Genomic DNA, 21,787 nt, shown 5'->3' on the forward strand with positions numbered 1-21,787 from the left:
CAATCAGGCCGCAGATTCCATCATAGCCACCGCTTCACGGGCTGCCTGTGCTGGATCTGGTGCATGCAGGATCGGGCGGCCAACAACGAGGTAGTCAGAACCATTGGCAATGGCGGACGCCGGATCGGCCACCCGTTTCTGATCCTGAGCATCCTGTCCACCCCAGCGAATACCAGGGGTTACAGTAATAAAATTCTGCCCGCAAAGTGCCTTGATTTCAGCAGCCTCATGCACACTACAAACCACGCCATCAAGCCCTGCATCCAGTGCCATCTTTGCGCGTTGCAATGCCACCTCACGCGCCTCTTCTTTGGGCATCGGATCACTGGTCAATACTGTGACAGCAATCAGCTTCATACCCGGAAACGCTTTGGCAGCACCAGCAGCAGCAGCCAGCATCTCTTCGCCTCCTCCTGCATGTACATTCACCATGTCTACACCAAGACCACCGGCACTCTCAATCGCCTGCGCGACAGTGTTAGGGATATCGTGAAATTTCAGGTCGAGAAACAGCTTGTGGGTCAGCTTTAAATCGCGCACAAGCGCCGGTCCTTCTGCGACAAACAGGCGTAACCCAACCTTCAGCCAGCCAACTGATTCCCCCACCGCATCACGCATCAGCAGAGCCTTGTCACGACAATCCACATCCAGCGCCACCATCAACCGATCCTGCATCAAACCTTCTCCTCCTGCTTCGGGTGCAGCGTTCCCCATGTGTGGCATTGCGGGCATTGCCACCGCACTACCACCACCTCAACTCCGCACTGTTCACATATATAATTTTTGGCCGTCGTACGCCACTGCATGGAAAACTTCGTATGTGGATCGGACTCATCACCAATCACGGCCTGAAGCCTTAAGGACTCCCTTAATGTGCCGGGAACAAAGCCCAGCTCAGAACAAAGGTTCACAGCCTCCTGACGGCCATGCGCTGTTGCCACGACCTCCAGCCATGCCAGCACAAGCTCTGCGTCCCTGCCCTGCTGACAAAACTCATACAGCAGAGCAAGCCCATGTTTAGCGTAAAAATCCTTATATTGAACCAGCAGCGATATAACGAGAGGAAAGTGCTCATGAGAGTGTGCTTTCAGCGCACGTACGCCTGCCTCAGCCACTTCTACTTCCCCCGCCTGAAGCGCCAGTTCTATCTCAACCATATGTGCCGGCGCACAGGCCGGATCAAGTTCAAGCGCCCGTGCTGCATATTCCGCAGCACTGTCACGATCTCCATCACTGCAACTCTGGCTGGCCATTTCAGAAAAAAGATAGGCGCGGTGCGAACTGTCGGATTCATTGCGCACACGCTCCAGGCGTGAAAGCAGCTCCTCGGCCAGCAGCCACTCTTTACTCTGCTCCCTGATTCTCAGGCTGGCTTCAAGGGCACCGGCATGATCGGAGCGGATATCCAGTGCCTTCTGGTACTGCATCAGGGCACGGTCGAGCAGACCACCGGTCTGGAAGTCCAAGGCGAGTGCCAGGTGTGCCTGCAGATGCATTGATTGCGGCAGGTCGGGCCGTGCCAGTAAATTCTGGTGAATACGAACTGCACGTCCAATCTCACCTTTTGAGCGAAACATCTCGCCGAGTGCCATATATACATCTGCTGCTTCCGAGCGCAGGCGGGCAACCTGCACCATCTCCTGCAACGCCCGATCAGGCTCATCGGATAGCAAGTAGTTGATGCCGCGCAGAAGTGGAGAGATACGTTCATCCTCCTCTTGTTTGGGTTGCTCCTGCTCCTGAAGCGGGCGCAGTACCAGAGCAACCAGAACCACCAGTGCAATGGCGGTAATAGCCAGAAGCAGGGTATTCATACGTCGTCTTGAAGCGGTATATTCCGCAAATTATCCACTTCCCGCTGCAGGCGTTCATTCTCCTGACGCAGCCAGATAATTTCCTGTTTATGCTTGCGTCGTGAAAAGAGCAGTGCCAGAACGCCACCAAAAAAACCGAGCATGAAAGCGATAAAGACCGGAACATAGAACGGAATCGTAGCACTACTTACGCCAAGGAAATGGACTTGAATCAATGTCAGGTTCGCCATGGCAAACATCGTTGCAAACGATGTAAGCACAATCACCAACAGTACATTGGTCCAGTTCACAGAGTTAAAACCGTGCATTTTCAAAGGGATTTTCAGCCTAAGCTTCCCACCCGTTCGCGCAGCTCTTTACCCGGCTTGAAATGAGGCACCGTTTTAGCAGGAACCATGACTGAATCACCTGTTTTCGGGTTCCTGCCGAGGCGGGCATTGCGCTGTTTGGTGCAGAAGCTGCCAAAACCACGCAGCTCCACATGACCACCGGAGGCCAGCGCATCGCCGATCACCGACAGGATGGTGTTAACGACAACCTCAGCTTCACGCCGTGTAATTCCATCCTGCTTATCAGCAATGATCTCTACCAGCTCTGATTTAGTCATAACACCCTCCGATTGAACCCATTAGCATAGGCAATCATTAGCGCTTCGCAAGTTTCCCTCTTGATTCGCCTATTTTCAGTCAATTTTCCCCAGCAGTTTCCGCTGCAGCTCCAGCGCCAGTGCCGAAGGTGTTGAGTCCTTGGCCGCCTGCTGCGAATAGTTGCGCATCGCGTCGCGCTCTTCATCGCGCAGCTGCTGGCGAATAGAGAGTTCCACCTGCCTGCGCTTGCGGTTTACCTCGATGACCTTCGCCTCGATCTCGCTTCCCTCTTTCAACTCTTCGTGTTCGCGAGGAATTTCGCGCCTGGAGAGGAATGCATGCACGTTCTCAGCCAACTCCACGACAGCACCGCTCGGCTTCATCTCAAATACCTTGCCATTAACGCTGTCACCACGCTTCACATTCTCAAGGAACAGTTCAAAGGGGTCACCTGAGAGCTGCTTGATGCCCAACGAGATACGCTGTTTTTCTACATCCACACCCAGAACCACACACTCGACTTCCTGACCTTTGCTGTAGTCAGCCAATGCTTCGCTGCCATGCTTTTCCCAGGAGAGGTTTTCCATATGCACCAGACCATCAAGATCCGCACCAACAGGAACAAAGAAGCCGAAATCGGTAATGTTTTTGATCTTACCTGTCACATGCGAGCCAATCGAATGGTCTGCCAACCAGCTCTGCCACGGATTATCACTTACAGCCTTCAGACTTAAACGAATACGGCGTGCATCAGCATCCACTTCCAGCACAGCCACATCAACCACATCACCCTCAGACAACACCTGCGCAGGTTTCACATCACTCCTGGTCCAGCTCATCTCAGAACGGTGAATCATCCCCTCAATTCCCGGTTCTAGCTCAACCACCGCACCGAAATCCAGTAGTCGGCGAACCGTTCCTGTCAGGCGCATCCCGACTTCGTAGGTGGCTGCTACATTTTCCCATGGGTCGGACTGCAGCGCTTTCATGGAGACGGAGACCTTACCTGTTTCAGCATTAAGCTTTACAATTTCAACTGTCACACGCTGGCCAGTGGAGAGCATCTCCGAAGGCTTCTGGATACGTCGCCACGAGATATCAGACACGTGCAACAGCGCATCCACGCCATCCAGGCCAATAAATGCGCCAAAGTCAGTCATTCGGCGAACCTCGCCAGTAACCTTGTCCCCAACTGCGCGTTCCGCAAAGAACTGTGCACGCTGCACCTCTACTTGACCCGCCATTGGCTTCTTGCGTGAAACCACGACATTCTCAGGCCTGCGACGCGCCTCAAGCACAGCCACCTTGCACGGCTGTCCAATCAGCGACTCAGATTTAACATGCATATCGGTATCAGCTTCGGAGCGCGGCATAAATGCAGTAAGACCATTCAGGTTTACCCGGAAACCACCCTTTACTTCAGCGGTGATCACAGCATCAATAGCTTCACCACTCTCGACTGCGGCCTCAATTGCACCCCACGATTCACGTTTTCTCGCAGCCAGAACAGAAAGCGTTACGCCACCTGTGCCGCCAGCCGACTCAACCATCGCACTGATCATCTCTCCAACTGCGGGCAGCTCCAATCCAGCCTCTGCAAACTCGGCCAGTGGAATCGAGCCTTCATTCTTGGCGCCCACGTCCATAATCACAGCATCTGCATTGATGCCTACGATCATGCCTTCAATCATCTCGCCACGGCGAACATCCGGATGCTCTTTCAGTGAAGCCTCAAACATCTGCTTGAAAGATTCCTCTTCAGCCACTTCAGCCACTTCAGCCACTTCAGCCACTTCGGCCACTTCAGCCACTTCAGCCACTTCAGCCACTTCAGCCACTTCAGCCACTTCAGCCACTTCAGCCACTTCAGCCACTTCAGCCACTTCAGCCACTTCAGCCACTTCAGCCACTTCAGCCACTTCAGCCACTTCAGCCACTTCAGCCACTTCAGCTACTTCAGCTGCTTCAGCTACTTCCTGTACTGCTTCCAATGTTTTGGCTTCACTCATGTCGATATCCATCCTAAGTTCAATTCATTCGAATTGTTATTCAGTTTTGTGTTCATTTCCGTTTCAGACGGCGGTAATCAAGCCTCGCCGCGCCAGAACCCCAAGCATCCGATCCACCACATCATCCACCCGCATGGTCGTTGAGTCGATAGCGATCCCATCCTCTGCTTGACGAAGTGGCGCATGCTGACGCTCCCTGTCGCGTTGGTCACGCATTTTCAGCTCCTCAATCACCGCTTCAAGGGAGCTCCCCCCCTGATCTTTCAACTGCGCCCAGCGTCTGCGGGCCCGCTCTCGCACCGAAGCATTAAGAAAGAATTTGGCTTGGGCTTGTGGCAGCACCACCGTGCCTACATCACGGCCATCCATGATACATCCGGATTCGGCAATCTTTCGCTGCAAACCAAGCAGTTTATCCCGTACCTGCTGCTGTGCAGCCACTGTTGATGCCGCAGCACCAACCGCCTCACTGCGCAGTCGATCGGTCCAGTTTTCCCCGCCAAAAGCGATGCCATTCACCGTCCATGCAACCTGCTCAAGCATCTCATCCACCAGCGCTGCAAGGGCTTCGCTATCATCCAGTGCAATATCACGTTCCAGAGCAAGGCCACCAATCAGTCGATAGAGAAGGCCGGTATCCAGTACCGGCAATCCAACCTCTCCGGCCAGCATTTTGGCCACTGTCCCCTTGCCCGAGCCTGATGGTCCGTCAATCGCAATTTGTAATCCGGGAACAGCCTGCCAATTACTCATCTATTAAACCTCATCCTGCCAGCGCACGTTCATGCCTATGCTCTGGGCTAGCGCCACGAAATTCGGAAAGCTGGTGGCAATTGCCGCCGCATTGTGGATGCGAATTTCACCATCGGCTCGCTGAGCCGCCACTGCCATCGCCATGGCAATACGGTGATCACCGAGTGCATCTACCTCAGCCCCGCCTTTCAAGCTGGCCAGACCTCGAATGACTGCGCCGTCAGGGCGTTCTTCGATATCAGCACCTGCAGCAGATAGAGCATCAGCCATCGCGCTGATGCGGTCGGACTCTTTCACCCTTAACTCTTCGGCATCTTCAAGCACAAACTCACCATCAGCCAGTGCCGCCGCTGCAAAGATCACTGGAAACTCATCAATGGCATCTGGCACATCGTTCGGATCTACATGCATGCCGTGCAGCCCGCCGGACCTGACACGCACATCAGCCACCGGTTCTTCACCAACCTTCGCCTCATTTTCCAATGTGAGTGATGCACCCATGTCACTCATCACCCGTCGCCAGCCATCACGACGCGGATTGATACCGATAGATTTCAGCGTCACATCCGAGCCATCCACAAGGCTTGCCGCCACGGCAAAGAAACAGGCAGATGAGGGGTCAGCAGGAATATCGACCACCCCCTCAGGGGCAGTCAGTCTGTTATTGGGGAAAATTGATATTGTACCATCCACAGCCACATCTACCGGTTGCCCGAACAGCGGCAGCATACGTTCGGTATGATCGCGCGTCGGTTTCGGTTCATTCACCAGAGTTACACCATTGGCATAAAGGCCCGCCAGCAGCACACACGACTTCACCTGTGCACTGGCCACCTCGGAAACGTGGTGGATTGCATTCAACTTGCCGCCGGAAATGGTGATCGGCAGCAGATTGCCATCATCGTTGCCTGTCACCGTTGCACCCATGCTGCGCACGGGATCAACCACGCGCTTCATAGGGCGTTTGCGCAAGCTGGCATCACCGGTCACCGTGCTCTCAAATTCCTGACCCGCCAGAATGCCGGTCATCAGGCGCACGCAGGTACCAGCATTGCCGGCATCAAGCATGGCCTCCGGTTTCTTCAAGCCGTGCAAGCCAACGCCATACACACGCAGTGCGGTTTTCTTATCATTTAGCCACTCAATCTTCACACCCATGTCGATAAACATCTGTGCGGTAGCGACATTATCGTCACCAGGAAGGAAGCCGTGAATCTCCGTGATGCCATCAGCAAGCGAGGCCAGCATCACCGAACGGTGCGACATCGACTTGTCACCGGGAACGGTGATCTCCCCATATAGTGGCCCCTTAGCCGGGCCTGCAATCAGTGTTCCGCCGATTTCCATTACAATCCATCCCCATGTTTAGCCAGCCATGCTTCGCGTGCTTCTCTGGCCGCAGAAAATTCTTTCAACAACCTGTCAGCATCATCCGCCAGCAGTGCCTCGCGCATGCCGTTCAGCTCCTGCTGGAACGCATCCAACTGCCCCAGCAGCGCATCACGATTGCTGAGCGCTATGTCACGCCACATCTCAGGTGAGGATGAAGCGATGCGGGTAAAGTCACGAAAACCTCCGGCAGCAAAACAGAACGGATCATGCCCCTCACTCTTTTGCCGACGCACTGCATTAACCAGCGCAAAGGCCGCCAGATGAGGCAGGTGACTGACTGAAGCAAGGAAATCATCGTGCTCTGCCGCATCCATAGTGACAACCCGACTACCAGTCTTCTCCCACAACTGCATAACCAGAGCCAGTGCAGTCGCACTGGAGTCACCAACCGGGGTAATGACACAGAGTCGTTTCTCATACAGCTCGGCAAAGGCAGCACCGGCACCGGACTTTTCCGTTCCCGCAATCGGGTGAGCAGCAATAAAACGCTCGGGTCCTGGCAGGAACTTGTTTGCAGCAATAATCGTTGACTGCTTGGTGCTTCCGGCATCCGTGACCACAGCATGTTCCGGCAGCGTTTTCGCCATGGCAGCGAAAACCGACGCGTAAGCGCTCATCGGCACGGCCAACAGCACCACATCAGCATCACGAACCGCTTCACCGACATCGTGGGTCCACGCGTCGACAATACCGATCCGTTGCGCCAGCTCAAGGTTGTCGCGATTTCGACCAACACCGGTGACATGTCCAACTACACCCGCCTTTTTCAAGGCAAGGCTCACCGAACCGCCTATGAGGCCGACTCCGACAATGACAAGATGGCCAATCAATGGCTTTTCAGCACTGGACACTCACTTACTCCTGGAGCTCTGCAAGGATGACATTCAACATCTGCAGGAACTCGTTATTCTCATCTGCCGTACCCACTGAGATGCGCAGGTAATCCGCCATGCCATAAGGCGCAAGCGGGCGTGGAATGATGCCTCTATCTTCAAAGCTCCGCAAAAGCTCCCCGCACTGCGCGTGACGCAGCAGTACAAAGTTGCCAAAACAGCGGCCGCCGAGCAGCCCCAAGCCGTCAAGAGCAGACTCCAGTCGTTGACGCTCTTGATTATTCTCAGCCACGCGGGCCATCACCCACTCTCGGTCATCCAATGCTGCAACGGCAGCAACCTGAGCCAACAGGTTCAGGTTGAATGGTTCGCGATAACGATTGGCCAGCGCCGTGATTTCAGCGTCGGCAATGGCATAACCAACCCTGCAACCCGCCAAGCCGTAGGCTTTGGAGAAGGTACGGCTGATCACCAGCCCCGGATGTGAGAGGTCATGCACAGAATCACCCTGTGTGTCAGCGACAAACTCGTAATAGGCCTCATCGATAATCACCACAACATCACGAGGCAAGCTGTCGAGAAAATCCTGCAGACGATCGTTACCATGCAGTGTGCCGGTCGGGTTGTTCGGATTGGCGACACAGACCACCTTGGTCTTCTCATTCACAGCATGAGCCATGGCTTCAAGGTCGTGGGTCAGCCCATCAGCTTCAGGCACTGAAACGGACGTTGCCCCAGCAGCCTGTGCCGCCAGTGCATAAACGATAAAGCCACGGCTGGAAAAGACGACCTCATCGCCAGCTCCGGCAAAGGTTCGAATCAGAATATCCAGCACCTCATTAGAGCCATTGCCAAGCAACAGCTGATCACGATTCACATGGTGAAATGAGGCCAGCGCATCTTTCAGAAGGTTGGCATCACCATCGGGATAGCGGTTAACGCCAGCCGCAGCATGCTGCATCGCAGCAATCGCCTTGGGAGACGGGCCATAAGGATTCTCGTTGGAGGCCAGTTTTACGGCGCGGGAAAGCCCCTTTTCGCGCAGCAGCGTCTCCACAGGCTTACCCGGCACATACGGGTACAAGCCTGATGTTTGCGGCACAGCACGTGCCAGCCAGTTTATGCTCATAAAAAATCCTTACAGCGGTTTGGAGACCGGATAGGAGCCCAGCACCTTGATGAATCCACCCGGTTTGGCTTGAATCTCGGCAATTGCTTCGGCGACACTTGTGTCGTCACGATGGCCCTGCACATCAACGAAGAAGACATACTCCCAGAGCTTCTTCTTCGATGGACGCGACTCGATACGGGTCAGGCCGATGCCGCGACCGGCAAAGGATGAGATCAGATTATGCAGCACACCCGGTTCATCCTTGATCGACATCACTAGTGATGTTTTATCCTCACCGGAAGCCGGAGAGTCGTGCTGACCGATGACATAAAAACGGGTCGTATTATCATGATAATCTTCAATATTACGCTGAACCAGCGGCAACTCCGACTGATCAACAATCGAGTAGGGACCAATCACAGCACACTTTTTCCAGTCCAGTGAACCGGAACCGTGGGTTTTTGCATCTTCAACAATTTGTGCGGCACGAATAGTGGAGGAGGAGTCCATCATCTGCGCATTTGGCAGGTGAGAGGCTAGCCAGTTGCGGCACTGACCCAGTGGCTGCGGATGTGAAAGTACCACCTCAATCTCATCAAGTGAATCGGCATAGGTGAAGAGGTGATGGTGGATCGAGAGTTGCACTTCAGCACAGATAAACACATCGCGTTCCATATCAGCAAAGAGATCCAGCGTAGGCGTTACCGCCCCCTCAAAAGCATTCTCTACCGGCACAACACCGTAGGTAGCTCGCCCGGCTTCAACCTCATCAAACACCAGCTCCAGTGAGCTGCATGGCAGATACTTCGGCGTTGCGCCGAACTGGCGTGTGGCGGCTGTATGACTGAATGTACCTTCAGGGCCGAGATAGGCGATGGTCATCGGATGTTCCAATGCCAGGCAGGCGCCGATAATCTCACGGTAGATACCGTGGATCGCCTCATCGGAAACTTTCGTTTCGTGAGAGGCTTCTGCAGCGACTGCATTGCGTGCCAGCAGTCGGCGGATAATTGAGGCCTCACGACTCGGCACATAAAACGGCGCATTGCCCTTGTTCTGCTTGGCCTCACCCACCTGCGCAGCCAATTGTGCGCGCTTGCGGATCAAGTCCAGCACCTCATCATCAACAGCATCAATCGCGACACGTAATTTGTTCAGTTTCTCTTCCAGATCACCCATGCCAGCAACCTAGCAGCGAGGACCTGTGCAATCCATTCAGAATTACAGGGATGACTTCAGATAATGGCCAGTATGCGAGGCCTCGCAAGCAGCGACCTGTTCAGGGCTGCCTGAGATAACGACTGTGCCGCCTTTGTCGCCACCTTCGGGTCCCATATCGACAATCCAGTCTGCTGTTTTGATCACATCAAGATTGTGCTCAATTACAATCACCGTATTGCCGCGATCCACCAGTGCATGCAGCACATCCAACAGCTTGGCAACATCGTGGAAATGCAGACCTGTGGTCGGTTCATCCAGGATGTAGAGGGTGTCACCGGTCGCCTTGCGAGCCAGCTCCTTGGAGAGTTTAACGCGCTGCGCCTCACCACCGGAGAGCGTGGTGGCCGACTGCCCCAACTGGATATAACCCAGCCCCACCTGTTGCAGTGTTGTCAGCCGGTTTTTCAGCGCCGGAATAGCTGCGAAAAACTCCAGCGCCTCTTCCACTGTCATGTGCAGCACTTCATCAATCGTCTTGCCCTTATAGCGGATATCGAGCGTTTCACGGTTATAGCGCTTACCCTGACACGTCTCGCAGTGCACATAGACATCAGGCAGGAAGTGCATCTCCACCTTGATGATGCCGTCACCCTGACACGCCTCGCATCTTCCTCCCTTCACATTGAAGGAGAAACGACCCGGTTTATAGCCTCGTGCCCGTGATTCAGGCACATGCGCGAAGAGTTCACGGATGGGGGTAAAAATAGCGGTGTAGGTAGCCGGATTGGAACGCGGCGTGCGGCCGATCGGGCTCTGGTCAATATCGATAATTTTATCAATATTCTCTGCACCGATTAACTTCGTGTGGCTTCCAACCCGCTCGGTTTTCAACCCTTTGGCACGGGCAAAACCGCGAAAAAGCGTATCGTTGGTCAATGTCGATTTACCAGAGCCCGACACGCCGGTAACGCAGGAGAAGCGGGAGAGCGGAAACCGGGCCGTAACCTGCTGCAGGTTATGCTCGCATGCCCCCTCAACACCGATCATGGTGTGATTTTTCAGTACCTTGCGGCGGTTCGGGACCTCGATCCTTTTACGTCCGGAGAGATAATCAGAGGTGAGCGTATTCGCTTTGAGGATATCCTTCAGCTTACCCTGCGCAACCACCTCACCACCGTGTTCGCCAGCCAGAGGCCCCATATCGATCACCCAGTCAGCACTGCGAATTGCATCCTCATCATGTTCAACAACAAGCACCGAATTACCAAGATCACGCAAACGCCTGAGTGTCCCCAGAAGGCGATCGTTATCCCTCTGGTGCAGGCCGATAGAGGGCTCATCAAGGATATAGAAAACACCCACAAGGGCTGAGCCGATCTGGGTGGCAAGTCGGATCCGCTGTGCTTCGCCGCCAGAGAGGGTTCCCGCTGTACGTTCCAGACTAAGGTAATCAAGTCCCACCTCGATCATAAAGCCAAGTCGCGAGGAGATCTCCTCCAGCACCTTATCGGCAATGGCCAGCTGCTGATCGGAGAGTTTCAAACCATTGATCCATGCCACCCCTTCACGCAGCGGCATGGCAACAACCTCTGGCAGGCTTTTATCGTTGATGCGCACATGGCGTGCCGACCTGATCAGTCGCGTTCCGGCGCAGCTTGGGCAATCGATGGTGTCGATATATTTGGACAATGCCTCGCGCACATCATCAGAAGATGATTCACGATAGCGCCGTTCAAGGTTGGGGATCACCCCTTCGAAGGGGCGCTCAACCGTGCGATTCTGGCCCGGCGTTTCGTAAATGAATTGGATTTTCTCCCGGCCACTGCCATAGAGGAACACCTTTCTGGCCGCTTCGCTAAGTTCGTTGAACGGTGAGTCCATATCACCACCGACATGGCTTGCGACCGCCTCCAGCGTCTGCCGATACATGAATGTCTCCCGCCCTGCCCAGGGCTCAATAGCCCCATCCTCCACCGAGAGTGAACCATCCGGAACCACAAGTTCTGGATCGAACACCGTCTTGCTACCCAGCCCGTCGCAGGCGGGGCAGGCTCCCACAGGTGAGTTGAAGGAGAACAGCCGCGGTTCAATATCAGGATATGAGATATTGCAATCGGGGCAGGCAAAGCGTTCGGAGAAGAGTTGCTCATCCTTGCCAATCAGTGCAATCATCATACCTTCACCGTAACGCAGTGCAGTCTCCACCGAATCGGCAAGCCGGGTGCGGATACCATCGCGGATCACCAGCCGGTCGACGACCAGTTCAATGTTATGTTTGATGTTTTTCGCAAGTACAGGGAGATCATCTAGCCCCATCACCTCGCCATCGATGCGCACACGCACAAAGCCGTCTTTTCCGGCCTTCTCCAGTTCCTTGCGAAACTCGCCCTTTTTGCCGCGTGCAATCGGAGCAAGCAGCTGAACCTTCGCCCCCTCCTCCAGCTTTTCCAGCTGATCGATAATAACACTGGCCGGTTGGGAGGTGATCGGTTTGCCGCAGCCATGGCAGTAGGGTTGACCGATGCGGGCAAAAAGCAGTCGCAGGTAGTCGTACACCTCGGTAATTGTGCCAACCGTGGAGCGCGGATTACGGCTGGTTGTCTTCTGCTCAATTGAGATGGCCGGAGAAAGCCCCTCGATGGCATCGACATCGGGACGTTCCATCATGCCAAGGAACTGGCGCGCATAGGATGAGAGTGACTCGACATATCGCCTTTGGCCTTCGGCATAGAGGGTATCAAAAGCAAGCGACGACTTGCCGGAACCGGACACACCGGTGATTACCACCAGCTTATCGCGCGGAATATCCAGACTGACATTTTTAAGGTTATGCACCCGCGCACCCTGCACACGGATCATCTTCTCACTCATCACTACTCCGATATCTGCTACAACAGGCAACCCACTCTATGAAGCGGGCACAAAAAAGAAACGGGCTGGAATATCCAGCCTAAAATAGTACAAAAAGAAGAGCTGCAGCATTAGCGCTGGCATGCAGGGCAACTGCAACCCAAAGGTTACGACTCCACTCGTAGGCCAGTGCAAAAACAATACCGCCGAAGATTTGTGGCAGCTCCGGCTGACCATGCATCAGGGCAAAACAGCCTGCACTTAACAACACGGACAAAAGCATACCGAAAGATCGGCGCAGCAGGCGGAAGATCAGACCACGGAATAGAAGCTCCTCCACCACCGGTGCCAGCAGCACCATAAGCAGAAGCCCGGCCAGACCAGCAAGCCATGGTGGAGCGGCAAGATGCGCAAGCAGTGCGTAGTCCAGTAACCAGAAAACCAGCAGCAGGATCACGAACAGAACCAGCGTGACTGCAGCCAGCACCGCAAATACCCGCACTCCTTCAGCATCCGGCCTACCCAGCCCGAGGTTATCCCCCATCTTGAAATAGTTAATAAGCAGTCCGATCACAATCAGTTCGACCAGACGCAGAATCAGCAGCTGTGTCTGCAACTCAACGCCAGCCAGCAAAGCCCCTGCAGCCATTTCACAGACCACAACACCCAGCACCATGCTCAGCGCAAACTTCAGCGGCAGCTCACCCCACGATTTTCGAACAGCGGTTACGTCCTTAATACACTTCATGAAACCTTTTCTCATAACTGCTCCTGATTCATCGGCAGCCGATACTAACGCCAGCTCATGTTTCAGCAGCACTCCAGAAAAACACACTTTTCAAGCCCTTGTGCTCCACCCAAAATGGCTGCTTTCAGCTGCGAGTTAAACTCGCAGCCGAAAGCAGCCGTTCCGTCGGGTTCACTCACATCATGTCTTGGGGGTCAACATCCACTCTTATGCGCACATCTCGCGGTGGAACCATGCCTGTGAGCAGCGGCTGCAGTTTCCATGGCAAAAGTTTTCGAGAGGCATCGCGCAGCAGCACCTCTATGCGATACTTGCCGGCCAGCCTTTCCATCGGACAAGGCATGGGGCCTGTGACATTGACCCCTTCAAGGTTTTCGCAGTGGCGGGTGAAGAGTGTGGCCACCTCGGTTGCCCTTTCAATCTTTGTAGATAAGAAGACCAGCCGCACCCAGCGGGCATAGGGCGGGTAGTGCAGCATCTCTCGCAGCTTCAACTCTTCACCAAGTGTTTGGATCGCATCATCTTCAGAGATGCGCGTTAGCCAGTCAGCCTCAGGCATGCGTGTCTGAATAATCACTTGTCCCGGCTTATGACCACGGCCCGCCCTGCCTGTCACCTGCGTCATCTGCTGCCACCAGCGCTCCCCCGCCCTGAAATCGGGCAGGCTGACGCCGAGGTCGGCATTAACCACACCAACCAGCGTCACATTGGGAAAGTCGTGCCCCTTCACCAGCATCTGGGTACCAATCAGGCAGTCGAGCTCTCCACTCTCAAATGCCGCAAGCGTATCGGTAAGACGAGCATGACTGGTGATCACATCGCGATCGAAGCGGGAGAAGCGTAGCTCGGGAATCGACTCCTTGAGCCACTCCTCCAGCTTCTCGGTTCCTTCGCCAAGCGGCAGAAAGGCATCCTCACCGCACGACTCGCAGCTTTTTGGTACACGACGCCGGAAACCGCAGGTGTGGCAGCGCAACTGGCCTGCCCGGCGGTGCAGGGTCAATCGAATCGAACAGCCGGGGCACTCCGGCACATCGCCGCAGGCCGTGCACTGCAATGCAGGGGCATAACCACGCCGATTCAGGAAGAGGATCGACTGGTCACCCCGCTCAAGATTTTCGCGCATGGCATTCAGAAGCGGATCGGAGAGTGGCGCATCAACCCCGCGCATATCGACAATTTCGCTACGCATGGGTGTGTCATGGGAGGCCACCCGCAGTGGCAGATCAAGACGCTCATACCGCCCCGCCTCAACCTGACTCCAGCTCTCAAGGCTTGGCGTCGCCGAACCAAGCACAATGGGGATATTCAGCTCCTGAGCCAACAGCACAGCCATATCACGCGCCGAATAGGCCATCCCCTCCTGCTGTTTAAAACTACCATCGTGCTCCTCATCAACCACGATCATGGCAAGCTTGGGTAGCGGCAGAAACAGAGCAGAGCGGGTACCGATCAGCACATCGACCTGATCCAGATGCTGACGCACCGACAAGCGATCCCCACCACTCAAGGCCGAGTGCCAGATCGCCACATGCTTAAAGCGCGCAGTCAGACGGGCAAGCCACATCGGTGTAAGTCCGATTTCCGGAACCAGCACCAGCACCTGGCCACCGTTTGCCACCACCGATTCGGCAGCGTTGAGATAGACCTCTGTTTTTCCCGAGCCGGTACGTCCAAAAAGCAGGTAGGGCTTGAAGGTGTCGAGGTGAGAAACAATCGCATTGATCGCACGTTGCTGATCTGCTGTCGCGACGAATTCAGATCCCTTATCCCCCTCTGCAGGTAGAAACGGTTGCGCTGCAACCGCCTGCACCAACCCTGTCTCCACCGCTCTGGAGAGAGCATAGCGCACACCTGACGTGCTGCCTGATTCTGCCGCACGTTTCAGAATAGTTTTCAGCGTGACCGCTGCACGGGTAGCAAACAGGTTTGCAAGCAGAGGGTGCGCAGCAAGCCGGGCAGGCTCACTGCAGCGAAAACGGCGCAGGTCATCCTGAAGTGCCCAGCCAAGCGAGGTGCTCCAGAGCTCTCCGGGTGAAGCGAGGTAGTAGCGCCCTACCCGCTCCAGCCATGCCAGACGAGAGTGATCAAGCAGAGGCTCCACATCAAGGCGATCGCCAACAGATTTAAACGTTGAGCTTTCATCACCAGTAACAGTGGTTACAGCCAGAACCAAACCGAAGCGGGTTCCCTTTCCAAATGGCACCTGAACACGGATACCGCTCAGAGGTTTGCCAAGAGAGTCCGGCCATAGATAGGTAAAGCTCCCGGGAAGTGGTGCAAACACCGCAACCTCGACAGCAACATTTTGATCGGACAACACCACAGCCGAACTACTCAGCTCGATCACTCCCATGCGTAAAAGCAGCCTCTGGCACAAGCTGTTTCAATTCGTTATAGATCTGCTGTACATCGCGCTTGCCACAGGCGCCGCGAAGCTCTTCCATCAGCTGCAACATCGCATCCCAATCCACCTCGCGGCTTCCCGAGAGTAAAATCTTCGGATGGCTAGTCGCAGCCAGCTTTTCAGATGCATGAAACAGCTCCTCATAGAGCTTCTCACCGGGCCTTAAACCCGTGAACTTAATCTCGATATCGCGACCGGGCTCAAGACCTGTCAAGCGGATCATCTGCTCGGCCAGATCGACAATCTTCACCGGCTCACCCATATCGAGTACGAATATCTCGCCACCCTCCCCCATGCTTCCCGCCTGAAGAATCAGGCTTACGGCTTCGGGGATGGTCATGAAATAACGGGTAATATCGGGGTGGGTAACTGTAACCGGGCCACCCGCCTCGATCTGTTTGCGAAACAGCGGTACAACCGAACCTGCTGAGCCAAGCACATTGCCAAAGCGGGTAGTAATGAATGCCGTACTCTCATTGCGTCGATTGAGGTTCTGGCAGTAGATTTCAGCAGTACGCTTGGTTGCCCCCATCACATTGGTCGGATTAACCGCCTTGTCGGTTGATACCTGTACAAACTTTTCAACCCCGAACTGTACCGCCATATCGGCAATGCCACAGGTACCGAAGACATTGGTCTTCACCCCTTCGGCCGGATTCTCCTCCACCAGTGGCACATGCTTGTAAGCGGCGGCATTGAACACCACATCAGGCCGGAAGTGATCGAAGACCCAGCTCATGCGTGACACATCGCGGATGTCCCCCAATACACCATGCAGCACTGTTTCAGTCGGAAGCATCGCCTGAATCTCCTGCTCAACGGTGTAGAGATTAAATTCACCGTGATCCAGCAAAATCAGGCGGGAGGGCTTATGCCTCACCACCTGCCGACAAAGCTCCGAACCGATAGACCCCCCTGCTCCAGTCACCAAGACGCATCGGCCTGTCAGCAACTGATGAATACCAGAGTCATCCAGTTCAATCGTCTCACGACCCAGCAGATCCTCAATCTCAACCTGCCGCAGATGTGACACCTCAACCTTACCATCAGCCAGATCGGAAACAGAAGGCAGTGTTCTGCATACCACATGATGCTCCTGACACTGTTTCACCACCCTCTGTATCAGCTGATGCGACGCTGATGGCAGCGCCAGAAGCACCACCTCAACACTGCGGAGTTCAATAATCTTCCCAAGGTCATCCAGTGTCCCGAGAACCCGCACCCCATGAATTTCCTGGCCCTGTCTGAGTGCGGAGTCGTCAAGAAAACCGACTGGCTCATAAGGCCCTGATTTAAGCAGGTCGCGCACAAGAAGTTCACCTGCTTGGCCTGCCCCAACAAGTAACGCCCGCTTGCGTTCAAAAGAGCGAATGTTGAGATTACGATCCTTGATCCAGCGATAAAACAACCGGGGAAGAATCAGGCCGCTGATTAATATAGCAGGATAGAGTGCCAGCACAGAGCGTGGCAGCCCCTCCAGACGCAGTAAGAGAAACATCACAATAAAGCTTATGACAGCACCAAGTGATACAGCCTTAACTATGCGTATTAGATCGGGCATTGAGGCATATCGCCAGATTCCCCTGTAGAGGCCGAAAAAGAAATACGCTGCCGCATGCATTGGCAGCGCAGTAATAATTAAGAGTTGTAACGGCCTGACATATTCAACAGGGATGACATCAAGATTAAAGCGGAGCCAGTAGGCCAGCCAGATGGCAAGTGGAATCCACACAAGGTCGTGAACCATCACCAGAAGCGGATTTCGCAGTGCCTTGAGCTTACTCATGCGGACCATGCTTCACAAAAAAGATGGCGCGGCAATCTCTATCCATGAAACTGCCGCGCCATGCAGTTCAGCACCTGCTAGTAACTGGCTTTTTCCTTATCATCATGCCCGCCAACTTCGACGGAATCCTTGGTTTTGGCCAGGTTTTTCTCACCAATTCCTTTGACATCAAGCAGATCATCCACTTTGGCAAATGCCCCGTGTTCATTCCTGTACGCGACAATTGCCTCGGCTGTCTTTTCACCAATTCTTTTTACAGCCTGAAGTTCCTCTACTGTTGCTGTATTAAGATTGACCGCTTCTCCGGCATGTACCGGTGTAGCAAGCATGAAAACAGCAACTAACAGAGATTCAAAAAGGTGTTTTAATTGCATTCGCAATCCCCCTTTTCATTTTGTATCCGGTTGCCGGCCAATCCTGTTCCAAGCAATAGTACAGCCAGTATAGCAGAAAAATGCTCTTCTACAGAAGTCGAACTCAGCGCATGAACTGCAAGAGCTAATGCAGGGAGAAAAATGAGTGGTGCCATGGGTAACTCACGCCAATCCATGCGCCAGCCTTCCCGCATCCAGAAGTAGAGCAAAGAGCACAAGAGCAGAAGTCCAAGAGGCCCCCAGCGAGTCAGGTTTAGAAGGTATTGGTTATGGGGATGCGCTGTAGATCTCGATGCCGAACGCCTCTCGGCTATCATTTTATCAAGCGCCACCGGAAATCCTCCCGTTCCAACGCCTAGAACTGGATTATCCAGGTATATATTGATACTGGTCTTCCACATTTGGAAACGCTCTTGTGTTGCCAGAATGGCATTGTCTGAGCTATCACGCCAATCCAGCCCCGCCTCATATTGTGTTTGAGTAAAAGCAAGCCAAGTTCCATGTAAGCGTTCTTTGCCAGAACCTAGGGCAATAACAAACAGCATCAGAACAGCCATGGCAACAAACATCACTGCAATTCGCCAGCTTCTTGAGTCAACCACCCATTTTAGACACACGCTTAACATGAGTATCACAGCAATGAGATAACCGCTTCGCCCTTGTGCCGCAAAAACCATCACATATGACCAAGCCGCCAACCCCCATACGATCAGGCGTTGTGTTCCACTCCAGAGCAATCCCAAGTGTAACAGCCAGGTAGCCCAGACACCGTAGACAAAACCGAACCCGATATGGCCGATATGTCCCGTAGCATTCTCGGCATTTGAACCGCCAGTAGTGACTTCTACATACCCGAACATCTGTAGGACACAATAAACAAGGTTAACTGCCAATCCGGCAGATAATGAAAGCAGAAATAAATCTCGCCACTTCTTATCTAAAGATATGGAAACTACAATTGGAAGAAGTAACCAGAACCAGTGACGCCCCAAGACATGCAGCCCCCACTTGAGGTCAAGACTCCACAACAGCCCAAGCAGCAACAGAACCATGTAAGCACAAAAGATAATGCTAAGTAACCTATGGTTGCTCCAGCACTCTCTAGCTCCCTGCCACCAAACCCCCGATACAAGCCCTAAAGCCAGCGCAGCGCCTAAGAAAATATTGGTCACCGCAACCGAAAAGGGAAATACCAAAGCAGCAGCACAAAGTAAAATCATGATTAAACGGCTCAATGGGACACTCCCTCTCGTCGAACCACTTTAATGAACGTTAACCATAAGATATATATATCAAACCAGAAAGAGTGTCGGCGAAGGTATTCCATATCCAGCTCAACTTTCGCAGGAATCGGCAGCTCATCGCGCCCATTCACCTGCGCCCAACCAGTAAGGCCTACTGGCAACACGTGCACCCCTTTTTCGGTTCTTAGTGCAATCAAATCATCTTGATTGAACAACGCTGGGCGTGGCCCGACAAAGCTCATATCACCCTTAAGTACACACCATACTTGAGGCAGTTCATCCAGGCTCGATTTGCGTAAGAAATCACCGATGGGTGTTAACATGCTTTTGGGATCCTGTAATAGATGCGTTGCCACTGCAGGCGTATCCACCTTCATGCTACGAAATTTGGGCATTTGGAAAACTTCGTTATCTCTGCCCACCCGGGTGGACCAGTACAAAGCTGGACCTCTGGAAGTCGACTTTACCAATAGTGCGACACATAACATGGGAATAGCGGCACAGATAAGCACTATAAATGACAAGACCAGATCAAAGCCTCTTTTCACTTCCAACCCTCAACAGTCTTCTTGAGCTGCTCATCCATATTTATCACGGGGTTCCAGCGTAAAAGGTTCCTGGCTTTAGAGCTATCTATCTGCAACGATCCAAACAAACGGTCTGCAATATCCTTTTTACCTAATAGAGATGCTACAAAACACATCAATCCCACTGGCACAGGAATCAAGCGTGCTTGCTTTCCAAAGGCTCTTGCCGCTTTCTTCAACAGATCGGTTGTAGAGACATCTTCACCATCAGAAATAAGAAACACCTCATTGGATGCCTTGGGGTGATCAATGCAATGAATAATAAAACTGACCAGATTATCCAAAGCAATCAGGCTACGCCTGTTTTTCACAGCTCCTAATGGCAGCGGCACACCTTTTTGCACCCACTGAATCATTCTCAAAAAATTCGCCTTCACGCCGGGTCCGTAAATCAACGGAGGGCGAATTACCACCACCTCCATGCCTGATACTTCGGCCAAAGCAAACAAACCCTGCTCCGCCTCCCATTTCGACAAACCATAGGGGTCGTTGGTACTGATGACATCATCAGGTGTAAATGGCCTGTCCTCCGTCGACTCACCATTCACCTTGATCGAACTGATATAAATAAATCGACTCACACCTGCTTGAGCTGCCTGCCTAGCCAGATTAAGGGTGCCATCCACATTCACCTTGCGGTACTCAGCCAGAGGGTCACTGCTATCATCAGACATCACATGCACTCGTGCCGCGGTATGAATTACCACATCCACAGATTCAAACGCATTGCCATAATCAGTAGAAGCCAGCAAATCACCCATCACGACTTGCTCAACATGGCCTGCTAACTTTGTTGTTGGTTGACGCAGACCAGCAACCACACTCTGACCTGAAGCCACACTTAACTGGTGAACCACAGCACTACCAACAAAACCAGTCGATCCGGTAACCAATACCTTCATTGGTTTTCTCCACAACTGGAGCGCATCCATTCTTCCAACTGATTCACCAACATATCACGATCAAAATTTTTCTTATAATAGCGATGCGCTGAAAGCCCCATCTCATCGCGTTCAGCATCACTCAGCTGACTCATCTTCAGTACCGCTTGGGCAAGACCCTTTGCATCACCTGAGGCAACACAGTAACCAGCCCCACTCTCAAGAACAACCTTTGCCCCGGTACCATTTAAAGCACCAATAACTGGCCTTCCACAGGCTAAATATGACTGTACTTTTGATGGAATAGTCGTTGCCATCACAGGGTCATCTCTCAGCGTGACGAGCAGAGCATCGGCAAGTGAAAAATATGCAGACATCATTTCCATGGGGCGACTACCTAAAAGGTACACCTTATCCAACTGCTTATTATCAACTTCACTCTGCAACCAGCCCCGCCTGCGGCCATCCCCCAAAAACACCCAATGAATATTCTCTTCTTTCAATAGCTCTGCTGCACTTACAATGGTGTCCAGAGACTGCGCTGCTCCCAGGTTACCAGCAAACATCATCACGAACCCTGCGCTTGGTATCTCTAAACGCTCTTCTGCCGATGGCTCCAATTCTTTAGGCTGATAAAGTGACTCTGCCCAATTAGGGAAATATTTAATTTTCTCTCTTTCTGCCCCTGCTGCTACTGCAGGCTCAACAAAACCCTGAGATTGAACAAGAATACGATCACAGCCCTGATAAATCTTTTTCACCATGAGCCCTACAGCTGACAAAATCCGTGGTGACTTTACCGCACCTGTGGCAAAAAGCGTTTCTGGCCACAAATCCTGTACCCAGAAGAACATCGGAGCATTCTTCAAACGACTCATTAAGATTGCTGGTATACCAACTGTTACGGGTGAAACTTCATAGGTGAAAATAACCTCAAAAGGCTGTTTACGTAGCAGCCAGGGCGCCAGCAAACATGCAAAAAATACAAATGAACAATAATTCAACACCAATTGCCATGATCTGCTTTCACGCCTTACAAAAAGAGGGACACGAACAATGGGAATGGTCTGCATGGTCTCACGTCGGTTTTTCCACCAAGAATAACCATCATAGAGTTTTCCAGCTGGATAGTTAGGCATACCTGTAAGAACTGTGACCTCGTGACCTTTATCTTTCAAAGCAATTGCAAGATCGGTAATACGAAAGTTCTCTGGCCAGAAATATTGGGTTACAATGAGAATACGCAATGT

General features: G+C 53.1%; 18 protein-coding genes and 1 pseudogene. All 19 read right to left on the minus strand.

Features of this window, described 5'->3' with window-relative positions; translation table 11 throughout:
- Positions 1-3: 3 nt before the first annotated feature.
- Positions 4-675 (minus strand): orotidine-5'-phosphate decarboxylase, encoded by a 672-nt coding sequence (pyrF, locus tag Ga0123461_RS09080; RefSeq protein ID WP_232710112.1) that lies wholly within the window; start codon positions 673-675, stop codon positions 4-6.
- The gene (locus tag Ga0123461_RS09085; RefSeq protein WP_100278046.1) at positions 675-1,814 is read right to left on the minus strand and encodes a tetratricopeptide repeat protein; all 1,140 of its coding nucleotides are present in this window, start codon (positions 1,812-1,814) and stop codon (positions 675-677) included. Before Ga0123461_RS09085 ends, pyrF begins: the two co-directional genes overlap by 1 nt.
- Positions 1,811-2,122 carry a lipopolysaccharide assembly protein LapA domain-containing protein gene (locus Ga0123461_RS09090; RefSeq protein ID WP_100278047.1) on the minus strand — a complete coding sequence of 104 codons (312 nt, stop codon included), beginning with the start codon at positions 2,120-2,122 and terminating at the stop codon, positions 1,811-1,813. The genes Ga0123461_RS09085 and Ga0123461_RS09090 overlap by 4 nt, the downstream gene beginning before the upstream one ends.
- Before the next feature lie 14 nt (positions 2,123-2,136).
- Positions 2,137-2,424, minus strand: a pseudogene (locus Ga0123461_RS09095) (integration host factor subunit beta); the annotation flags it as partial.
- Between the two features lie 72 nt (positions 2,425-2,496).
- Positions 2,497-4,410: a 30S ribosomal protein S1 gene (locus Ga0123461_RS09100; RefSeq protein WP_100278049.1), complete on the minus strand. Its 1,914-nt coding sequence runs from the start codon at positions 4,408-4,410 to the stop codon at positions 2,497-2,499.
- A gap of 63 nt (positions 4,411-4,473) precedes the next feature.
- Positions 4,474-5,163, minus strand: coding sequence for a (d)CMP kinase (gene cmk, locus Ga0123461_RS09105; protein WP_100278050.1), 690 nt, complete (start codon positions 5,161-5,163; stop codon positions 4,474-4,476).
- A gap of 3 nt (positions 5,164-5,166) precedes the next feature.
- Positions 5,167-6,510, minus strand: coding sequence for a 3-phosphoshikimate 1-carboxyvinyltransferase (gene aroA, locus Ga0123461_RS09110; protein ID WP_100278051.1), 1,344 nt, complete (start codon positions 6,508-6,510; stop codon positions 5,167-5,169).
- Positions 6,510-7,406, minus strand: a complete 897-nt coding sequence (locus tag Ga0123461_RS09115; protein WP_232710113.1) for a prephenate dehydrogenase — start codon at positions 7,404-7,406, stop codon at positions 6,510-6,512. Before Ga0123461_RS09115 ends, aroA begins: the two co-directional genes overlap by 1 nt.
- A gap of 4 nt (positions 7,407-7,410) precedes the next feature.
- Positions 7,411-8,517 (minus strand): histidinol-phosphate transaminase, encoded by a 1,107-nt coding sequence (gene hisC / locus Ga0123461_RS09120; protein WP_100278052.1) that lies wholly within the window; start codon positions 8,515-8,517, stop codon positions 7,411-7,413.
- Between the two features lie 9 nt (positions 8,518-8,526).
- Positions 8,527-9,678, minus strand: a complete 1,152-nt coding sequence (pheA, locus tag Ga0123461_RS09125) for a prephenate dehydratase (protein WP_100278053.1) — start codon at positions 9,676-9,678, stop codon at positions 8,527-8,529.
- A 42-nt stretch (positions 9,679-9,720) separates the two neighbouring features.
- A complete protein-coding gene (uvrA, locus tag Ga0123461_RS09130) occupies positions 9,721-12,531 on the minus strand; it encodes an excinuclease ABC subunit UvrA (RefSeq protein WP_100278054.1) in 2,811 nt (936 codons plus the stop codon).
- Positions 12,532-12,610: 79 nt separating this feature from the next.
- Positions 12,611-13,273, minus strand: coding sequence for a CPBP family intramembrane glutamic endopeptidase (locus tag Ga0123461_RS09135; RefSeq protein WP_157819304.1), 663 nt, complete (start codon positions 13,271-13,273; stop codon positions 12,611-12,613).
- 160 nt (positions 13,274-13,433) lie between these two features.
- Entirely contained in the window at positions 13,434-15,614 is a 2,181-nt protein-coding gene (gene priA, locus Ga0123461_RS09140; protein ID WP_100278056.1) for a replication restart helicase PriA, read from the minus strand.
- Entirely contained in the window at positions 15,592-17,451 is a 1,860-nt protein-coding gene (locus Ga0123461_RS09145; protein WP_100278057.1) for a polysaccharide biosynthesis protein, read from the minus strand. Before Ga0123461_RS09145 ends, priA begins: the two co-directional genes overlap by 23 nt.
- Positions 17,452-17,528: 77 nt before the next feature.
- Positions 17,529-17,825: a ComEA family DNA-binding protein gene (locus tag Ga0123461_RS09150; RefSeq protein WP_100278058.1), complete on the minus strand. Its 297-nt coding sequence runs from the start codon at positions 17,823-17,825 to the stop codon at positions 17,529-17,531.
- The gene (locus Ga0123461_RS09155; protein WP_232710114.1) at positions 17,816-19,060 is read right to left on the minus strand and encodes an O-antigen ligase family protein; all 1,245 of its coding nucleotides are present in this window, start codon (positions 19,058-19,060) and stop codon (positions 17,816-17,818) included. Before Ga0123461_RS09155 ends, Ga0123461_RS09150 begins: the two co-directional genes overlap by 10 nt.
- Complete coding sequence (locus Ga0123461_RS09160) at positions 19,057-19,617, minus strand: sugar transferase (RefSeq protein ID WP_100278059.1); 561 nt, start codon at positions 19,615-19,617, stop codon at positions 19,057-19,059. Before Ga0123461_RS09160 ends, Ga0123461_RS09155 begins: the two co-directional genes overlap by 4 nt.
- A complete protein-coding gene (locus tag Ga0123461_RS09165) occupies positions 19,614-20,558 on the minus strand; it encodes a UDP-glucose 4-epimerase family protein (RefSeq protein ID WP_100278060.1) in 945 nt (314 codons plus the stop codon). The genes Ga0123461_RS09160 and Ga0123461_RS09165 overlap by 4 nt, the downstream gene beginning before the upstream one ends.
- Positions 20,555-21,784 (minus strand): glycosyltransferase family 4 protein, encoded by a 1,230-nt coding sequence (locus tag Ga0123461_RS09170; protein ID WP_100278061.1) that lies wholly within the window; start codon positions 21,782-21,784, stop codon positions 20,555-20,557. The genes Ga0123461_RS09165 and Ga0123461_RS09170 overlap by 4 nt, the downstream gene beginning before the upstream one ends.
- Positions 21,785-21,787: the final 3 nt, after the last annotated feature.

The sequence above is a fragment of the Mariprofundus aestuarium genome (genome assembly GCF_002795805.1).
GTDB classification, from domain to species: Bacteria; Pseudomonadota; Zetaproteobacteria; order Mariprofundales; family Mariprofundaceae; genus Mariprofundus; species Mariprofundus aestuarium.